The following is a 16,366-nucleotide window of genomic DNA, read 5'->3' on the forward strand; positions in this document are numbered from 1 at the left end:
GTCAAAATTTATGTAACAGTATTACATTCCAGTTCTAATTGCTTCTACAGGATCTAGCTTTGAAGCCATCAATGCTGGAATAATTCCTGCTATAAGCCCTATTAAAGTAGAAGAAAACATCCCCCAGAACATATTGGATGTAGATAGGATAAACTCAAAATCTCCAGTAAATTGTGATGCTGCAATTGAAATCAACCAAACAAGAAATAATCCAACAAGCCCACCAAAAATAGCAAGTATAATAGCTTCAAATAAAAACTGAAGGAGAATAAACTTTCTCTTAGCGCCTAAAGCTTTTTGTATACCGATCAGATTGGTTCGCTCTTTTACACTTACAAACATAATATTAGCTATTCCAAAACCACCTACTAAAAGGGAGAACATCCCAATAAAACCACCTATCGTAGACATAGTACCAGTGATATTATCTATAAAATCTGTAAAGCCTTGTAATTGATTTACAAAAAAGTTATCAATTTCGTCAGGTTTTAACCCTCTCATTGTTCTCACTTTTTCTTTCAGTGTAGCGATAAACTGTGGATTATCTACCCCATCCTCTGGTTTTAGAATCATACAAGGCACTGCAAATTTATTATTGTCTCCAAAAATCTTTCTAGCCATATTCACTGGTATAAACACGGTAGTATCTTTAGAATCTCCAAAAAGCCCTGCTCCTTCCTTCTTAAGCACCCCTATAACGGTAAATTTTCTTCCGTATAATCGTACTTTATTTCCGATAGGGTCTCTTTCACCAAACAAGCTATTTGCAATTTCATCTCCAATAACAATCACCGGAGTTCCAGAAACTGATTCTGGTTCATTAAAAAACCTACCTTTAACTACTTGCAACTCCTCTACATCATAATACTCATTAGTAACGGGTGTAATGCTAACATTACTTACACTATTATCACCACTTTTGATAGTTTCAGGATTTACAAAAAGAACAAAACTAGAGGCTTGCACATCAGGGACTGTACGTTTTAGGCTTTGATATTCATCATAAGCTAGATCTGGAAACTGTTCTCTTTTCCATTGTGGTACTGTAGATGGGCCAAAAGAAAAGCGCATTAAATAAATTGTACTATTATCCAATGAACTGATACTTCCTTTAATTTCTTTTTCCAGAGAATCTACCGCAGCAAGCACACCTATAATAGAAAAGATTCCAATAGTGACACCTAACAAAGAGAGAAAGGTTCTCAACTTATTATTTTTAAGAGCATTAATTGCAAAATTAAAACTCTCTTTCAGTACTCTTAGATAAATAAGCATGTGCTATTTTTTGAACCAGATTTTTGATCATCTAAAGATAGGACGTTTTCCTTATAATTTTGTTACAAATTATCTAAAACAATTACACATAATGGGCTAGTTAATTGGTAACTAAATTGCTACTTTTGCGTTTTACTAACTAAAATTTCTCATGAGCAACACAAAAACCGCGAAATCCGCACTAATTTCTGTATTTAGTAAAGATGGATTAGCTCCTATCGTAAAAAAATTAGACGAACTTGGTATTACCATTTATTCTACAGGCGGAACTGAAAAATTCATTAAAGATTTAGGAATCAATGTGGTTCCGGTAGAAGATGTAACCTCGTATCCCTCAATTCTTGGCGGAAGAGTAAAAACCTTACACCCTAAAGTATTTGGTGGAATCCTTAATCGTCAGAATAATGATAGTGATGTTGCCGAATTAGAGCAGTATGAAATCCCCCAGATAGATATTGTTATTGTAGATCTTTATCCTTTTGAGAAAACTGTAGCTTCTGGAGCTTCTGAACAGGATATTATCGAAAAAATTGACATTGGCGGTATTTCATTGATTAGAGCGGCTGCCAAAAACTTTGCAGATGTAACCTGTGTAGCTTCAGTTGATGATTATGCAGAATTTTTAGATGTGATTACAGAAGGAAACGGAAGCATCTCTATGGATAACCGTAAGCGTTTTGCTGCTAAAGCATTTAATGTATCTTCACATTATGACACTGCTATTTTTAATTATTTTAATAGTGATCATGCAATCGCTTCTCTAAAAATAAGTGAGACTAAAGGTAAAGTACTTCGCTATGGTGAAAACCCTCACCAAAGAGGATTTTTCTTTGGAGATTTTGAAGCTATGTTCGATAAATTACACGGTAAAGAATTATCCTACAACAATCTTCTTGATGTTGATGCCGCTGTAAATCTTATGAATGAGTTTAAAGGTGAAGCACCAACATTTGCTATTCTGAAACATAATAACGCTTGTGGTTTAGCTCAGAGAGGAACTGTTCTGCAGTCCTATGTTGATGCATTAGCTGGTGATCCTGTTTCTGCCTTTGGTGGAATATTGATCAGTAATTCTGAAATTGATGCAACTACAGCTGAAGAAATTCATAAATTATTTTGCGAAGTAGTCATTGCTCCTTCATATAGTGATGATGCTTTGGAAATACTAAAAGGAAAGAAAAACAGAATCATCTTGATTCAAAAAGATATCGAGTTACCACAAACGCAAGTTCGTTCATGTCTTAATGGAGCTCTGGTTCAAGATAAAGATCTAAAAACTGATTCTAAAGCTGATCTGAATACAGTAACCAAAGTTACCCCAACAGATGAACAGGTTGAAGATTTGTTGTTTGCGTCTAAAATCTGTAAACATACCAAGTCCAATACTATAGTTTTTACTAAAGGAAAACAACTCCTCGCTAGTGGAACCGGACAAACATCCAGAGTAGATGCTTTAAAGCAATCCATAGAAAAAGCAACTTCTTTTAATTTTGATCTTAATGGAGCTGTTATGGCAAGTGATGCTTTCTTTCCATTTCCGGATTGTGTAGAAATAGCGGATAAAGCAGGGATAAAAGCAGTGATTCAACCTGGAGGATCTATTAAAGATCAATTGAGTATAGATTACTGTGATGAAAACGGAATTGCGATGGTAATGACCGGAACTCGTCATTTTAAACATTAATTTTATTACATTTACGAAATTTAACCCCCTTTTTTGACTTTTTATGGGATTTTTTGACTTCTTTACCGAAGAAATTGCGATAGATTTAGGAACTGCAAACACTTTGGTTATTCATAATGATAAGGTTGTAGTAGACAGCCCATCTATTGTAGCTCGGGATATTATGACGGGTAAAATAATCGCAGCTGGAAAAGAGGCTTCCATGATGCAAGGAAAAACTCATGAAAACATAAAAACTATTCGCCCACTTAAGGATGGAGTAATTGCTGATTTTGATGCTAGTGAGAAGATGATCAGCATGTTTATCAAAGATATTCCCGCATTAAAGAAAAAAATCTTTACTCCTGCCCTACGTATGGTGATCTGTATCCCTTCGGGAATTACAGAAGTAGAGATGCGCGCAGTAAAAGAAAGTGCAGAGCGTGTTAATGGTAAAGAAGTATATCTAATTCATGAACCTATGGCAGCTGCTATTGGTATTGGTGTAGATATCATGCAGCCAAAAGGTAATATGATTGTAGACATAGGTGGTGGAACAACAGAAATTGCTGTTATAGCTCTTGGAGGAATTGTGTGTGATAAGTCTGTAAAAATCGCGGGAGATGTATTTACTAATGATATTATTTATTATATGCGTACTCAACACAACTTATATGTTGGAGAGCGCACTGCAGAAAAGATAAAAATACAAATTGGTGCTGCAACAGAAGATCTGGAATTACCACCAGAAGAGATGAATGTTCAGGGGCGTGATTTACTTACAGGTAAACCAAAACAAGTTCAGATCTCTTTTAGAGAAATTGCAAAAGCTCTTGATAAATCCATATTGCGTATAGAAGATGCTGTGATGGAGACACTATCACAGACTCCACCAGAACTAGCAGCTGATATATACAATACCGGAATATATCTTGCCGGAGGAGGTTCTATGTTGCGTGGATTAGACAAACGTTTATCACAGAAGACAGATCTTCCTGTTTATATAGCAGAAGACCCTTTAAGAGCAGTAGTAAGAGGAACAGGAATCACTTTAAAAAATATAAACCGATACAAAAGTGTATTAATTAAGTAGTGAATAGTGCTTTTTTATAATAAATATGAATTAGTATATACCTAAATCTATAATTATACGTTATTATGCACTAATTGATTTGACAATACCAAGGATGTGGCTTTTTTAGAGTTCACATGCTTTTTAAAATTAGTATCCCTTAGCCCATGCAGCAGATTATTAATTTCTTACTAAGGAACAAAAATTTCCTACTATTTCTGCTACTTTTATTTTTGTCGATAATATTTACTGTTCAATCACATTCTTATCACAAAAGTAAATTTATAAGCTCTACTAACTTTCTGGGAGGTGGATTATATGGTTGGAAACATTCTATTAATGTTTACTTTGGGCTTAAAAGTCACAATCAACGGTTATTAGAAGAAAATGAACGCCTTAGAAATCAATTAAGTTTATTAATTGATAAAGACTCTTCTAACTCTAAATACATTGACACACTTTCTTTTCATAAGCCTTACACTTTTATTAGAGGAAAAGTGTACAAAAACGATTATAGCAAAATTGATAACTACATTCTGATCAATAAAGGAGAAAAAGATAGTATTATACCCGATATGGGGGTAATTACAGATAAAGGCATCATAGGAATAGTCGAAAATACAACCGCAAATTACAGTAGAGTAATTTCTATATTAAACAGCAACTCTAAAATCAATGCCGGTCTTAAGAAATCTAACCAATATGGTTCTCTTACCTGGAATGGAAAAGATCCTAATATCGTACAATTAGAAACAGTACCACGCCAAGCATTACTTAAAGTCGGTGACACTATTATCACCAATGGTAGATCTACTATTTTTCCTAAAGGAATAGGTATCGGTACCATACTGAATTATGAATTGGATCAAAATCAAAACTACTACCTTATCGATGTCAGATTGTTTAATGACATGACCGATATTGGATTTGTATATGCCATTAAGGGTAATGACAAAAAGGAAATCCAAATACTAGAAAACGGCAATGAATAAAGATGCATTAGTACAAATAAGCAGATTTATGATTCTGGTATTAGTTCAGGTACTGGTACTCAATCACATTAACTTTTTGGGATACCTAAATCCTTATATTTATATCATTTTTATCCTGTTAGCTCCAATCACCATTAATAGGAGTCTTTTTCTGGTGTTAAGCTTTGTTTTAGGCTTAGCCATTGATATGTTTGGAGATTCAGGGGGCGTTCATGCAGCAGCTTCCGTAACCATTGCATATATACGTCCTATCATTTTAAGATCAGCCTTTGGCCTAAGTTACGAATTCCAAACAGTTAAACTAAGTAATGTAAGTTTTGGGGAGCGATTAATATATGTTACCCTTATGATATTCATTCATCATATTATACTTTTCTCATTAGAAGTATTTAACTTTTCTCACATACTATTAATTGCAAAAAAAACGTTATTTTCTAGCCTGTTCACTATAGTAATTACTATGTTGACTTTGGTATTGTTCAGAAAAAGTGATTCATGAGAAAATTGTTGTTGTATCTTATCATCGTTACTACCGGTCTAGTGTTTGTAGGACGGCTTTTTTATTTGCAGATTTATAACACTTCTTTTGCATCTTTATCAGAAGACAATGCTATAAAAGTAATCTATGATTACCCTCAAAGAGGTTCGATTTATGATCGCAATGGAAAACTATTAGTTACCAATCAACCTTCTTACGATGTAATGGTAATTCCTCGAGAGCTTAAACCATTTGACACCCTAGAATTTTGCTCTATCCTAAATATCACAAAAGAGAAACTCAAAAAACAACTTAGAAAAGCTAGGGTTTATTCTCCTAGAGTACCTTCTATCGTTATCCCACAATTAACTAAAGATGAATATGCTTATCTGCAGGAAAAAATGCGAAAATTTGAAGGTTTTTATATCCAAAAGCGTTCGCTCCGAGATTATCATACTACGAATGCAGCCAATGTATTGGGTTATATTGGAGAAGTAAACGATGCTATCATTAGCAAAGACCCATACTATTTATCTGGTGACCTGATAGGCATTGATGGTGTAGAAAAACAATATGAAAAAGAATTAAGAGGGTTAAAAGGTGTTAAACGTATCCAAAAAGATCGTTTTAACCGTGATATTGGGCCATATAAAAATGGTCGATATGACACCTTACCTGTTAACGGAAAAGATTTGACCATTACTATCGATGCAGATCTTCAGGCATATGGACAAAAGTTAATGATAAATAAACGTGGTGGTATTGTCGCCTTAGAACCCTCAACTGGTGAAATTTTGGCGATGGTGACTGCTCCCACCTATAAACCCGAATTATTGGTAGGTAGAAAAAGATCTCCTAATTTTACAAAACTGTATTATGATACTATTGCAAAACCTCTTTTCGATAGAGGCGTAAAAGGTGAATACCCCCCAGGTTCCCCGTTTAAAACTATTAATGCCTTAATTGGACTACAAGAGGGTATAGTAGACACCAAAGAAAGTTTTAGCTGTAGAATGGGATATTACTATGGTAAAAAAGGGACTAAACTGGGTTGTCACTCTCATAGAGGACCATTAAATATGATCCCAGGAATTGCAAATTCCTGTAACGCATATTTTGCCAATGTATATCGAAGAATCATAGAAAAATATGACACTCCACAAGAGGGAGTAGAAACATGGAGAAAACATGTGCAGAGTTTTGGATTAGGAAATTATTTAGGAAATGACCTTGCAGCCGGAAGTCGTGGAAAAGTTCCTACCGCCGAATATTATAATAAAATATATAATTACCCTACTTATAAGTGGTACTCTACTGCAACCATATCTAATGCTATTGGTCAAGGAGAAGTATTAGCTACCCCAATCCAATTGGCAAATATGACTGCCGCTATAGGAAATAAAGGGCATTTTTATACTCCACATATTATTAAGGCTATTGATGGAAAGCCTATCGAAAATGAAAATTATACCATACCTAAACAAACCACTATAGAAAAAGAACATTTTGAACCTGTTGTAGAAGGAATGCATCAAGTATATACCAATGGTACAGCTAGCTTTTTACAGGTAAAAGGAATAGACATCTGTGGTAAAACAGGTACTGCTGAGAACTTTACTAGAATAAATGGAGAAAAAGTTCAGCTTACTGACCATTCTGTTTTTGTAGCTTTTGCCCCAAAGAATAATCCAAAAATTGCACTTGCCGTTTTTGTAGAAAATGGATATTGGGGTGCTAGATATGCTGGACGTATTGCATCACTTATGATAGAAAAACATATTAATGGCGAGATCTCCAGAACGGATCTGGAAGATTGGGTACTTACTCATAGTCTGGAAGAAGAGTATGCTAAACCTTATAGTGGAGAACCTTTTAAAATTAATCAATAATGCCCAAATCTACTATTGCCACTATAGATTGGTTAACTGTTTTGTTATTTATATTGCTTGTCGGCTTTGGTTGGGGTAATATCTATTCGTCTTCTCTAGAAGACAAAGCCTTTTCTTTAACCGATTTCTCACAGGTATATGCTAAGCAAGCCATCTGGATTGTCTTGACATTAGTACTTATTATTATGACTCAGGCCATAGAAGCCAAATTCTACGAACAATTTGCAGGTTTGATTTATGTAATTTCTATACTCTCATTGCTCGGACTATTTCTTTTTGGAAAAACAATTTCTGGAGCTACATCATGGTACCAATTTGGCCCTGCCAGTTTACAACCCTCAGAGTTTGCAAAAGCTGCAACCGCTTTGGCATTAGCCAAATTCTTAAGCGACATGCAAACCAACATAAAATATATCAACCATCAGTTACGGGCTTTTTTGATTATCGCCCTACCTGCGTTGATTATTATCCCGCAACCTGATCCGGGAAGTGCATTGGTATATGCCGCTTTTTTCTTTCCATTATATAGAGAAGGATTAGCAGCTAGTTATTTGATTATTGGAGCTTCTGCAACAGTATTGTTCATACTCACTCTTTTGTTTAAACCATTGTGGGTAGTGTTAGCTATTACTGGTATAATTATTATTTACTTAATCCTAAAAAGAAAACAGAAACCAAAAGTGTCACGGTTTCTTTTGGCTTTAATTGTAATTACAGGATTTTGCTTTTCGGTAAATTATATTTTTAATAATGTATTCGAACAAAGACATCGCGATCGATTTAATATTGTATTAGGAAAGGAAGTAGATGCAAAAGGTATTGGATACAACACCAATCAAAGCCAGATAGCTATCGGTAGTGGTGGATGGACCGGAAAAGGATGGAAAGAAGGCACCCAAACTAAAGGAGGTTTTGTACCTGAGCAACATACCGATTATATATTTAGTACCGTTGGTGAAGAATGGGGATTTCTTGGAGCTACACTAATCATTGTCTTATTTGTTGCTTTATTATTAAGACTTATTCATCTTGCTGAACGACAGAAAACACAATTCAGCAGAGTATACGGCTACAGTGTAGTTGGTATATTATTTATACATTTCGCTATAAATATTGGTATGGTAACTGGCTTGATGCCAACTATTGGTATTCCTCTACCATTTTTTAGTTACGGAGGATCGGGATTGTGGGGATTTACAATCCTATTATTTATCTTTATTAAGCTAGATGCCAATCGTGTAAATGAATGGTAATATCGACTAAAACTTCCAGTTTTTAGTATCTGTTGATCTCTCCAGTTTGTTTTCTAATGGATCATCAAGTGAAGTAAAAAAATCAATTCCCGTAAGTTCTTCTATTTTATCTACAGCTACCACAAATCGATTAAGAGGTTCATCTGATTCTCTATGAGGAAATAAGAAGGCGATCATTTTCGCATCATCACCATCTTTATCCAATACTATTTTATAGAAATATTTTGGCACAGAAACGTGTTCATACCCTATGGTTTCTAAGTTATCTGTCAAAACACCTCCTGTAACCACGTATACACCATTATATTTATTTGCCCAATATCTTACTTTCTGTTCCAATTTATTCCAGATACCACTATTAAACTCATGATCCTGAGGAGATATATTGGAAGTAAGAAATGTTTCTTCAAAAGCTTCGTGACTAAATCTTCTGTCTCCTGCAGGACATAAATGACCACGATCATAACCCGATTTTTTATAATTACGCCAATCTGCCGATGAAGTTCTCACTTTTCGATCTTCTTCAAAATAAGGTCTTTTGATCTCGTTCTTAGAAAGATGTTCTTTTTTTAACTCATACGCTACCCATTCTGCTTGCTCATGTTTTTCAGAGTATGATAACGAATAAAAATTATGTGTAACAATTGCTCCAGTAGTGGATGTCGGCAAATAAAAGAAACTTAGTTCAGCACTATCTTTAACACCATCACTATCACCAGTTTTACTATTTTCTATATTTCCTTCTAAATAATAAAACCCTACTGTCACTATAATAATTAATAGGGGATAAATATATTTTCGTTTCATATAAGATATTCTATTAGCTGCAAATTTAAAATTTTGTTGATGGCATAGGTAACAAATTACCAACAATGTATATTAAGATTAAAGGGATAAAGCTAATTTTTTAAAGATATTTGGACAGTATTTAAAAATTTTAACATAAATAAAATGTCAGATTTAACAAGTAATTCTAAAACACATTAAAAACTGCATATCAATTAGTTAACACAAAAAATTAACATAAATAAATATTAAAATTACGGTTTAACCATTTCAATTTTGAGATATGCCCATATATGAATTACTTCTTTAAAGCTATACATTAGTCGGGTTAATTTATGAAAGCAACCTGACTAACCAAATACCAAACCAAGCAATCCGATTGCTCATACCCTTAAAGCTTTCTAAAAATTAACCATATTACTAAATAGGCTTATATTAAATGAAAAACAACATTGAAAAAATTGTTGAAAGTGTCTTAATTCAAAATCGTATTAGAGATTATGATAAGAAGGATCTGGAATTACAATTACAGATACACCCTAATTATCCCAGTTTTCAATCCATCACAGACACTTTAGACTATTTTAGCATAGATAATATTGCTGTTGAAGTTCCTATAGATGCCTTAGACCAGCTTCCGGAAAGCTTTGTTTCATTAATAAAAATTGATCAAGCCGAAGAAATTGTCGCTGTAATTAAAAAGAACAACTCAATCACGCTTAAACATAGCACTTCAAAACAAAAGAACTTTTCACTAGATGAATTTAAAGAAATTTGGATTCCTAAGGTAATAGCTGTTGAATTAAATACCAAGACAAAGCTTTTCTCTAATCGATCTATCCTCCAAAACATCTTGCTTTTAGTTGTGTTTGTCAGCTTAGCTTTTACATTTATTGGAAGATCATGGGATATTAGTCAGATTGTCTTTTTACTATTGTCATTTACTGGAGTAGTTTTTAGCTTTTATGCCGTTAGAGAAAGTTTAGGGATACAATCCCAAACTATGCATCAATTTTGCACATCCGTGGGGAAAACTAACTGTGGAGATGTCATTAATAACAATAGCGGCAAACTTTTTAAAGGGTTTTCATTAGCAGATGCCGGAATGGTATTTTTTGGTACTTTATCACTATATCAAATATTTTTTGGTTTCAGCTCTATACTAATGATTCCGGCACTTATAGGGATTCCTTTTATACTATACTCTTTTTATTCACAAGCATTAGTAATAAAAAAGTGGTGTGCTGTATGTATCGCAATGGGATCTATATCTGTAGGATTAGCGGTTATTGCGGTGCTAAATTTATCCTTTGATATAAACCTTTATACTATTACCAATTTTATAATGATTTCTTCATTATTTACATTAGGATATTTATTTATCAAAGAAAAGATAAAAGACAATAAGGATTTTAAATCTGAAAACGTAAAACTTAATCATTTTAAAAGAGACGGACAGATATTCAATCATTTATTAAGTATTTCCGAGAAAATAAAAGATAATCAAAGTATTGAACACGAAATCATATTAGGTAATCCCGATTCAGAATTTAAGATCATTAGTCTTACCAATCCTATGTGCGGTTATTGTAAAGATGCTTTTGAAGGATATATGCGAGTAATAAAGTCTTTAGGCAAACAATTGCAGATTATCATTAGGCTGCGTGTTAATCTTGATAATGTAGATAATGAAGCAACACAAATCAGCTTGAGGTTATTAGAAATTTATACAGATGAAGGCCAAGAGAATTTTATAACTGCTTATAACGATTGGTTTAAAGACAGAACGTTTAGCAAGTGGATTCATAAATATAATAAGCCTTCTAATAAACCAGAACACTTGAAAGTTCTTAAAAAGCAATCAGAATGGGCAGATCAGAATGAATTGTATTATACTCCAGCTTCTTTAATAGGACATACTTTATATCCTAAAAAGTATAGCTATAATGAATTTTTTCATTTTATCAGTGTACTAGCAGAAAATCATAACGAAATGAATACTCAAAAAGAACAACCAGTAGAAATATCATAAAATATTCCAACTTGAACCAATATATATTACCAAAAACTCTAAAACTGGAAAGTGTTTATACACTGGACAGAGATCAACAAAAAATCATTATTAAGGGATCAATTCCTCTACCCTCAATTGATGATTATAGTTGTTGTATCACTAGAACACCGAAAGGTGGATATCTGGGAGACTGTAGCCATATCTAGGCATCATTGCATCTCTGGATAGAAAGGATCCGATTCTGGTTGGGGCTTATAATCAGGATCGAGATTATCGAAACATTCTTTTTTTTCACACACACTCAGAATATTCCCTGGAAGCTTCACATACTTTCAGGGGATATTTTTTATCCCTTTACGTCTAATGCATCTCTTAATGCATTACCGATAAGCATAAAAGCCATCACAAGGCTCATAATTCCTAATCCAGGAATAATTGCCAGATATGCTTTTCCTAAAATAATGTATGAGTAATGGTCCTTAATCATAGCCCCCCAACTGGGCATAGGTGGTTGCGCTCCGATCCCTAAAAAGCTTAATCCACTTTCTATAAGGATTGCGGCAGCAAAATTAGCTGCAGAGATCACTATAACGGGAGCTAAACTATTAGGGAGTACGTGTTTGGTAATAATCCTAAAATGATTAAATCCTAATGCTTTTGCTGCAGTAACATATTGCATCTGTTTTATTCCTAGAACCTGACCTCTTACTACTCTGGCAACCTCAACCCACATTGTCAAACCAACGGCCACAAAAACCTGCCAAAAACCTTTTTCTAATGCTACGGTTATAGCGATAACCATTAATAAGGTAGGAATAGACCAGGTAACATTAATAAACCACATAATTAAAGCATCTACTTTGCCTCCAAAATATCCTGCGATAGCTCCCAGGGTAATCCCTAACAAAAGAGAAATCAGAACAGCGACAAAACCAATAGAGAAAGAAATACGAATACCTACCAACATTCTACTTAACAAATCTCTACCATACTTATCTGTGCCTAATATAAAAGTTTGGGCTTTAATGTATCTTTCTCCAATCTGATCAGTAGTCAATCCTGTAGGGAAAGCACTCAATTCAATGCTTTTAGAAATTTCTATTAGCTCTCCTTCGCTATATGGTGATATTTTTAACACCCCATCTTCAAAATTATATGTATCAATAGGAATTTCAGTATCGGTATTTTTAATCCCTTTAAAAATACGGTTTAGAAAAGATTGATTTGATATATTCTTAGATGGAATGGTTAGCATTGTCACTTTAAAACCTGGTGGTTTAGAATGAATAGACAAATGCATTTGATTGGCATTTTGCGAATTATCAGGAGCAATAACATATGCAAAGATTGCTATCAAGGCGCAAGCTACAATAAACCAAAAACTCAAAACGCCCCAAAAATTCTTCTTGAATCTTTGGAGCGCTAGTTTAGTTAAAGAGTTTGACTTTATTTCTTGCATTAAAGCATGTTAGTTCTTTAGCGTAAGCGGATTTTTTGATCGGCGTATGTTGTTAATCTTCATGTCTTCTAAAACACTTAGTGCTTCTTCTACATAAACATCTTTACTAAGACTCTCATGCCATCTTTTTCTTTTTTCTGCCAATACTGTATCTTTTTTCATTAGCTCCATTTCGTATGGCAAAGATTCAAAACTAAGGGTAGTAGTGTAATCATCTATAGCTTCAAAACGCTTTGCTTGTTTTTCATTAAGCTCTATATTGGCTTTATATTTTTTGTAGTTAAGAGAATATACATCAACATCCCTTTTTTCTCGTACCCATTTGGCATTTTCTTCAATCAAACTTAACTGAGCATTTTTGGCCATTCGGGATTTACTATTGTTAATCGTTTGTTCAAAATCTATATAACCATCCCAAGCTGTATAGTCTGCAGCTGGTATCTTATCCCAAGGCAATGGGTTTTCTTGATCTTTTTCTCCAATATCTATATAGCTATAACGATCCGGAACTACTACATCACTTTTCACTCCTTCTAACTGTGTAGAACCACCATTAACTCTATAGAATTTTTGAGTAGTCAATTTTAAAGCTCCTAAGTCTCCAAAATCATTACTACGCATCCATCGGTTTAAATCCATTACATTCTGTACAGTACCTTTACCATAGGTTTGTTTACTTCCTATGATAATAGCCCTTTTATAATCTTGCATAGCTGCGGCTAAAATCTCAGATGCAGAAGCAGATAATTCATTAACTAAGATTACTAATGGACCATCCCAAAGGATATTTCTATCTTTATCACTTAATACTTCTGGAGATTCTCCTTTGGTTCTTACCTGAACAATTGGTCCTTTATCAATAAATAATCCAGCGATATCCACCACTGTTTGTAAAGATCCCCCTCCATTATCTCTAAGATCTATCACAAGACCTTCCATATCTTGTTCCTTAAGACGAATAATTTCTTGCTTGACATCTTTAGCAGCATTACGCTGATTATAATCCTCCATATTAAAATAGAACTTAGGAAGGTTGATAATACCATAAGCCTTATCTTTTTTATTTACAATAGAAGATTTTGCATAGGTTTCTTCCAGTTCTACGACATCTCTAATAATATCAATATTCTCTGTAGTCCCATCAACTTTCTTAACAGTTAATGTAACTTTAGTCCCCTTAGGGCCTTTAATTAAGCTTACCGCATCATCCAAACGCATTCCTACCACACTTACGGGCTCGATCTCATCTTCCTGCTTTACTTTCATGATCAAATCACCAACTTCTACTCTATTACCTCTCCAAGCGGGTCCACCAGAAATAATTTCGATAATTTTTACATTATCATTTTTCTTTTGCAGTCTAGCACCAATACCTTCTAATTTACCAGACATTGCAATATCAAATCTATCTTTATCTTGCGGTGCAAAGTAGTACGTATGTGGATCAAACTCTTCTACAATAGAATTGATATAAATTGTGAACCAATCTTTTCTTTCCAGATCATCTGCGAATTCAAAATATTCTTTTAACGAAGTTTTAGTAGTTTCTCTAGCTTCAGACTCTAAGGTCGCACCGGTCTTGCGAGCATAATCTTTATTTTTAGCAAGCGAATCTATTTGCTCGTCAACTTTATCATAATAGCTGGATAATGCATTAAACTTAAGCTGCAATCTCCATCTATCTTTCATTTCAGCTTTATTACTTGCATAAGACAAGCTTTCATAATCCGTATTAATAGATTCATCTTTTTCATAGTTAAATGGCCTTTCTAAAATCTCTTGATACAAACTACGTGCCTCTAACATTCTTTTCTGAAGACGCTCATAGGTAAGATTAAAAAAAGTAATGTTTTTATCTCTGATTTGATCATCAAGAAGTTTTTCATATTTCTTAAACTCTACAATATCACTCTTATAGAAATATCTTTTTAGAGGATCCAATGCATCGATATAATCTGCGAAAACTTCCTTAGAAAAATCATCATTCATATCCTTTGCATCATAATGCCCTTTACTTAACACATAACTTATTAAATCAATCAGCAACCTATCCTTATCCGGGTCATCATCAATCTTAGTGGTAAAACTACAGGAAGCAGCCGAAACTATAACGGTAAGCATCACAATCAAAAAACTCTTTTTCATACGCTTGTTTTAAATTTAGGGGTTCAGGCAAAATACATTAAAAATCGTGCCAATTACAGGTAATATTACTAATTTTTTCTTAAATGAACTAATTCTATTCTCTACTGTTACAGAACTTAACATTTGTCTACCTTATATTTATCATTTTTTACTATTATTTAAGAATTGAAAAGCTAAAAATTACCAAAAGGCATCTCTAAATTCTAATAACTCATTTCGTATAAAAAAAGTGTATTTTTACGAATGAAAAAAACTGACAAAATGACTCCAAAAAAACCACTAATCCTGGTGACTAATGATGATGGTATTACTGCCCCAGGCATCAGAGCTCTCATAAATGTTATGAATGAGATTGGTGAGGTTTATGTTGTCGCACCAGACAGTCCACAGAGTGGTATGGGTCACGCAATCACAGTGAACAACACTTTATATTGTGATCCAATTGTAATTGACAAAAATGCTCCACAAAAAGAATTTAGTTGCTCCGGCACACCGGCAGATTGTGTAAAAATGGCATCTCGTCAAATTCTGGATAGAATGCCAGACCTATGTGTTAGTGGCATCAATCATGGGTCTAACTCTGCTATTAATGTCATTTATTCTGGTACTATGAGTGCTGCGGTAGAAGCAGGAATAGAAGGAATACCAGCAATTGGGTTTTCATTACTTGATTATTCTATGAATGCAAATTTTGAGCCTTCGAAAAAGTACGTAAAAACTATAGTAGAAAATGTGCTTCAAAATGGATTACCCAAAGGAGTTGTTCTCAATGTCAACATTCCTAGTCTTGAAGCCGAGAAAATTAAAGGTATCAAAATTTGCCGACAGGCTAATGCACATTGGGTCGAAGAGTTTGATAAACGCATCAACCCTATGGGAAGAAAATATTACTGGCTTTCTGGAAAATTTATCAATGAAGATAAAGGAGAAGATACAGATGAATGGGCTTTACAAAATGGTTACGTATCTATTGTACCAACTCAATTTGACCTTACTGCTCATCATTACATACAAGAATTAAATAACTGGACATTACATGATTAAAAAAGAGATAATTATTGGCTTCATAACGGGTTTAATCGCAAATTCTATAGGTTTTGCGATATGTGTATTCATTTTTTCTGCAATAAGCCCGCAAGTTTCAACTTTTACAGGAACAATCGAAGCATCATTAAAAAATGATTCCTTTGGAAGTCTTATTGCTCTTGGAGCAATTCTTAATTTAATTATCTTCTTTTTATTTTTAAAACAAAATAAACCCTATCGTGCGCGTGGCGTGCTTCTTGCTACTTTGATAGCAGCAGTATGTATTGCAGTTAGTAAGTTTAGCTAATATGAAG

At 33.9% G+C, this 16,366-nt stretch carries 13 protein-coding genes; 9 read left to right on the forward strand and 4 right to left on the reverse strand.

The window, feature by feature from the left end:
- Positions 1-21 precede the first annotated feature (21 nt).
- The gene (locus tag J8M14_RS01835) at positions 22-1,275 is read right to left on the reverse strand and encodes an ABC transporter permease (protein ID WP_211072635.1); all 1,254 of its coding nucleotides are present in this window, start codon (positions 1,273-1,275) and stop codon (positions 22-24) included.
- A 151-nt stretch (positions 1,276-1,426) separates the two neighbouring features.
- On the opposite strand from J8M14_RS01835, the gene purH reads away from it, so the two are divergent.
- The 6 genes from purH (at position 1,427) to rodA (ending at position 8,622) form a co-directional block, all read left to right on the forward strand.
- Positions 1,427-2,959, forward strand: a complete 1,533-nt coding sequence (gene purH, locus J8M14_RS01840) for a bifunctional phosphoribosylaminoimidazolecarboxamide formyltransferase/IMP cyclohydrolase (RefSeq protein WP_211072636.1) — start codon at positions 1,427-1,429, stop codon at positions 2,957-2,959.
- 43 nt (positions 2,960-3,002) lie between these two features.
- On the forward strand, positions 3,003-4,031 hold the full coding sequence (locus J8M14_RS01845) for a rod shape-determining protein (RefSeq protein WP_211072637.1): 1,029 nt from the start codon (positions 3,003-3,005) through the stop codon (positions 4,029-4,031).
- Between the two features lie 146 nt (positions 4,032-4,177).
- Positions 4,178-5,002, forward strand: coding sequence for a rod shape-determining protein MreC (mreC, locus tag J8M14_RS01850; RefSeq protein ID WP_211072638.1), 825 nt, complete (start codon positions 4,178-4,180; stop codon positions 5,000-5,002).
- On the forward strand, positions 4,995-5,501 hold the full coding sequence (locus J8M14_RS01855; protein ID WP_211072639.1) for a rod shape-determining protein MreD: 507 nt from the start codon (positions 4,995-4,997) through the stop codon (positions 5,499-5,501). The genes mreC and J8M14_RS01855 overlap by 8 nt, the downstream gene beginning before the upstream one ends.
- Entirely contained in the window at positions 5,498-7,369 is a 1,872-nt protein-coding gene (gene mrdA / locus J8M14_RS01860) for a penicillin-binding protein 2 (RefSeq protein ID WP_211072640.1), read from the forward strand. The genes J8M14_RS01855 and mrdA overlap by 4 nt, the downstream gene beginning before the upstream one ends.
- The gene (rodA, locus tag J8M14_RS01865; RefSeq protein WP_211072641.1) at positions 7,369-8,622 is read left to right on the forward strand and encodes a rod shape-determining protein RodA; all 1,254 of its coding nucleotides are present in this window, start codon (positions 7,369-7,371) and stop codon (positions 8,620-8,622) included. Before mrdA ends, rodA begins: the two co-directional genes overlap by 1 nt.
- Before the next feature lie 6 nt (positions 8,623-8,628).
- Here the strand turns inward: rodA and J8M14_RS01870 are convergent, their stop codons facing one another.
- Complete coding sequence (locus J8M14_RS01870; RefSeq protein WP_211072642.1) at positions 8,629-9,429, reverse strand: DNA/RNA non-specific endonuclease; 801 nt, start codon at positions 9,427-9,429, stop codon at positions 8,629-8,631.
- Between the two features lie 418 nt (positions 9,430-9,847).
- Here J8M14_RS01870 and J8M14_RS01875 point away from each other — a divergent pair, with 418 nt between their 5' ends.
- Complete coding sequence (locus tag J8M14_RS01875; RefSeq protein WP_211072643.1) at positions 9,848-11,440, forward strand: vitamin K epoxide reductase family protein; 1,593 nt, start codon at positions 9,848-9,850, stop codon at positions 11,438-11,440.
- 328 nt (positions 11,441-11,768) lie between these two features.
- Here the strand turns inward: J8M14_RS01875 and J8M14_RS01880 are convergent, their stop codons facing one another.
- Positions 11,769-12,881, reverse strand: coding sequence for an ABC transporter permease (locus J8M14_RS01880; protein WP_211072644.1), 1,113 nt, complete (start codon positions 12,879-12,881; stop codon positions 11,769-11,771).
- Between the two features lie 9 nt (positions 12,882-12,890).
- Positions 12,891-15,026, reverse strand: a complete 2,136-nt coding sequence (locus J8M14_RS01885; RefSeq protein ID WP_211072645.1) for a carboxy terminal-processing peptidase — start codon at positions 15,024-15,026, stop codon at positions 12,891-12,893.
- Between the two features lie 261 nt (positions 15,027-15,287).
- On the opposite strand from J8M14_RS01885, the gene surE reads away from it, so the two are divergent.
- Together surE and J8M14_RS01895 are read left to right on the forward strand one after the other, a co-directional pair.
- Positions 15,288-16,070 carry a 5'/3'-nucleotidase SurE gene (gene surE, locus J8M14_RS01890; RefSeq protein WP_211072984.1) on the forward strand — a complete coding sequence of 261 codons (783 nt, stop codon included), beginning with the start codon at positions 15,288-15,290 and terminating at the stop codon, positions 16,068-16,070.
- On the forward strand, positions 16,063-16,359 hold the full coding sequence (locus tag J8M14_RS01895; RefSeq protein WP_211072646.1) for a hypothetical protein: 297 nt from the start codon (positions 16,063-16,065) through the stop codon (positions 16,357-16,359). The genes surE and J8M14_RS01895 overlap by 8 nt, the downstream gene beginning before the upstream one ends.
- Positions 16,360-16,366: the final 7 nt, after the last annotated feature.

The organism is Aquimarina sp. MMG016 (genome assembly GCF_018100805.1).
Classification (GTDB): domain Bacteria; phylum Bacteroidota; class Bacteroidia; order Flavobacteriales; family Flavobacteriaceae; genus Aquimarina.

Bases quoted from the DNA above. Each gene is read 5' to 3' on its own strand.
- J8M14_RS01835 (WP_211072635.1), bottom strand. From the start codon at position 1,275: ATGCTTATTTATCTAAGAGTACTGAAAGAGAGTTTTAATTTTGCAATT.
- purH (WP_211072636.1), top strand. From the start codon at position 1,427: ATGAGCAACACAAAAACCGCGAAATCCGCACTAATTTCTGTATTTAGT.
- J8M14_RS01845 (WP_211072637.1), top strand. From the start codon at position 3,003: ATGGGATTTTTTGACTTCTTTACCGAAGAAATTGCGATAGATTTAGGA.
- mreC (WP_211072638.1), top strand. From the start codon at position 4,178: ATGCAGCAGATTATTAATTTCTTACTAAGGAACAAAAATTTCCTACTA.
- J8M14_RS01855 (WP_211072639.1), top strand. From the start codon at position 4,995: ATGAATAAAGATGCATTAGTACAAATAAGCAGATTTATGATTCTGGTA.
- mrdA (WP_211072640.1), top strand. From the start codon at position 5,498: ATGAGAAAATTGTTGTTGTATCTTATCATCGTTACTACCGGTCTAGTG.
- rodA (WP_211072641.1), top strand. From the start codon at position 7,369: ATGCCCAAATCTACTATTGCCACTATAGATTGGTTAACTGTTTTGTTA.
- J8M14_RS01870 (WP_211072642.1), bottom strand. From the start codon at position 9,429: ATGAAACGAAAATATATTTATCCCCTATTAATTATTATAGTGACAGTA.
- J8M14_RS01875 (WP_211072643.1), top strand. From the start codon at position 9,848: ATGAAAAACAACATTGAAAAAATTGTTGAAAGTGTCTTAATTCAAAAT.
- J8M14_RS01880 (WP_211072644.1), bottom strand. From the start codon at position 12,881: ATGCAAGAAATAAAGTCAAACTCTTTAACTAAACTAGCGCTCCAAAGA.
- J8M14_RS01885 (WP_211072645.1), bottom strand. From the start codon at position 15,026: ATGAAAAAGAGTTTTTTGATTGTGATGCTTACCGTTATAGTTTCGGCT.
- surE (WP_211072984.1), top strand. From the start codon at position 15,288: ATGACTCCAAAAAAACCACTAATCCTGGTGACTAATGATGATGGTATT.
- J8M14_RS01895 (WP_211072646.1), top strand. From the start codon at position 16,063: ATGATTAAAAAAGAGATAATTATTGGCTTCATAACGGGTTTAATCGCA.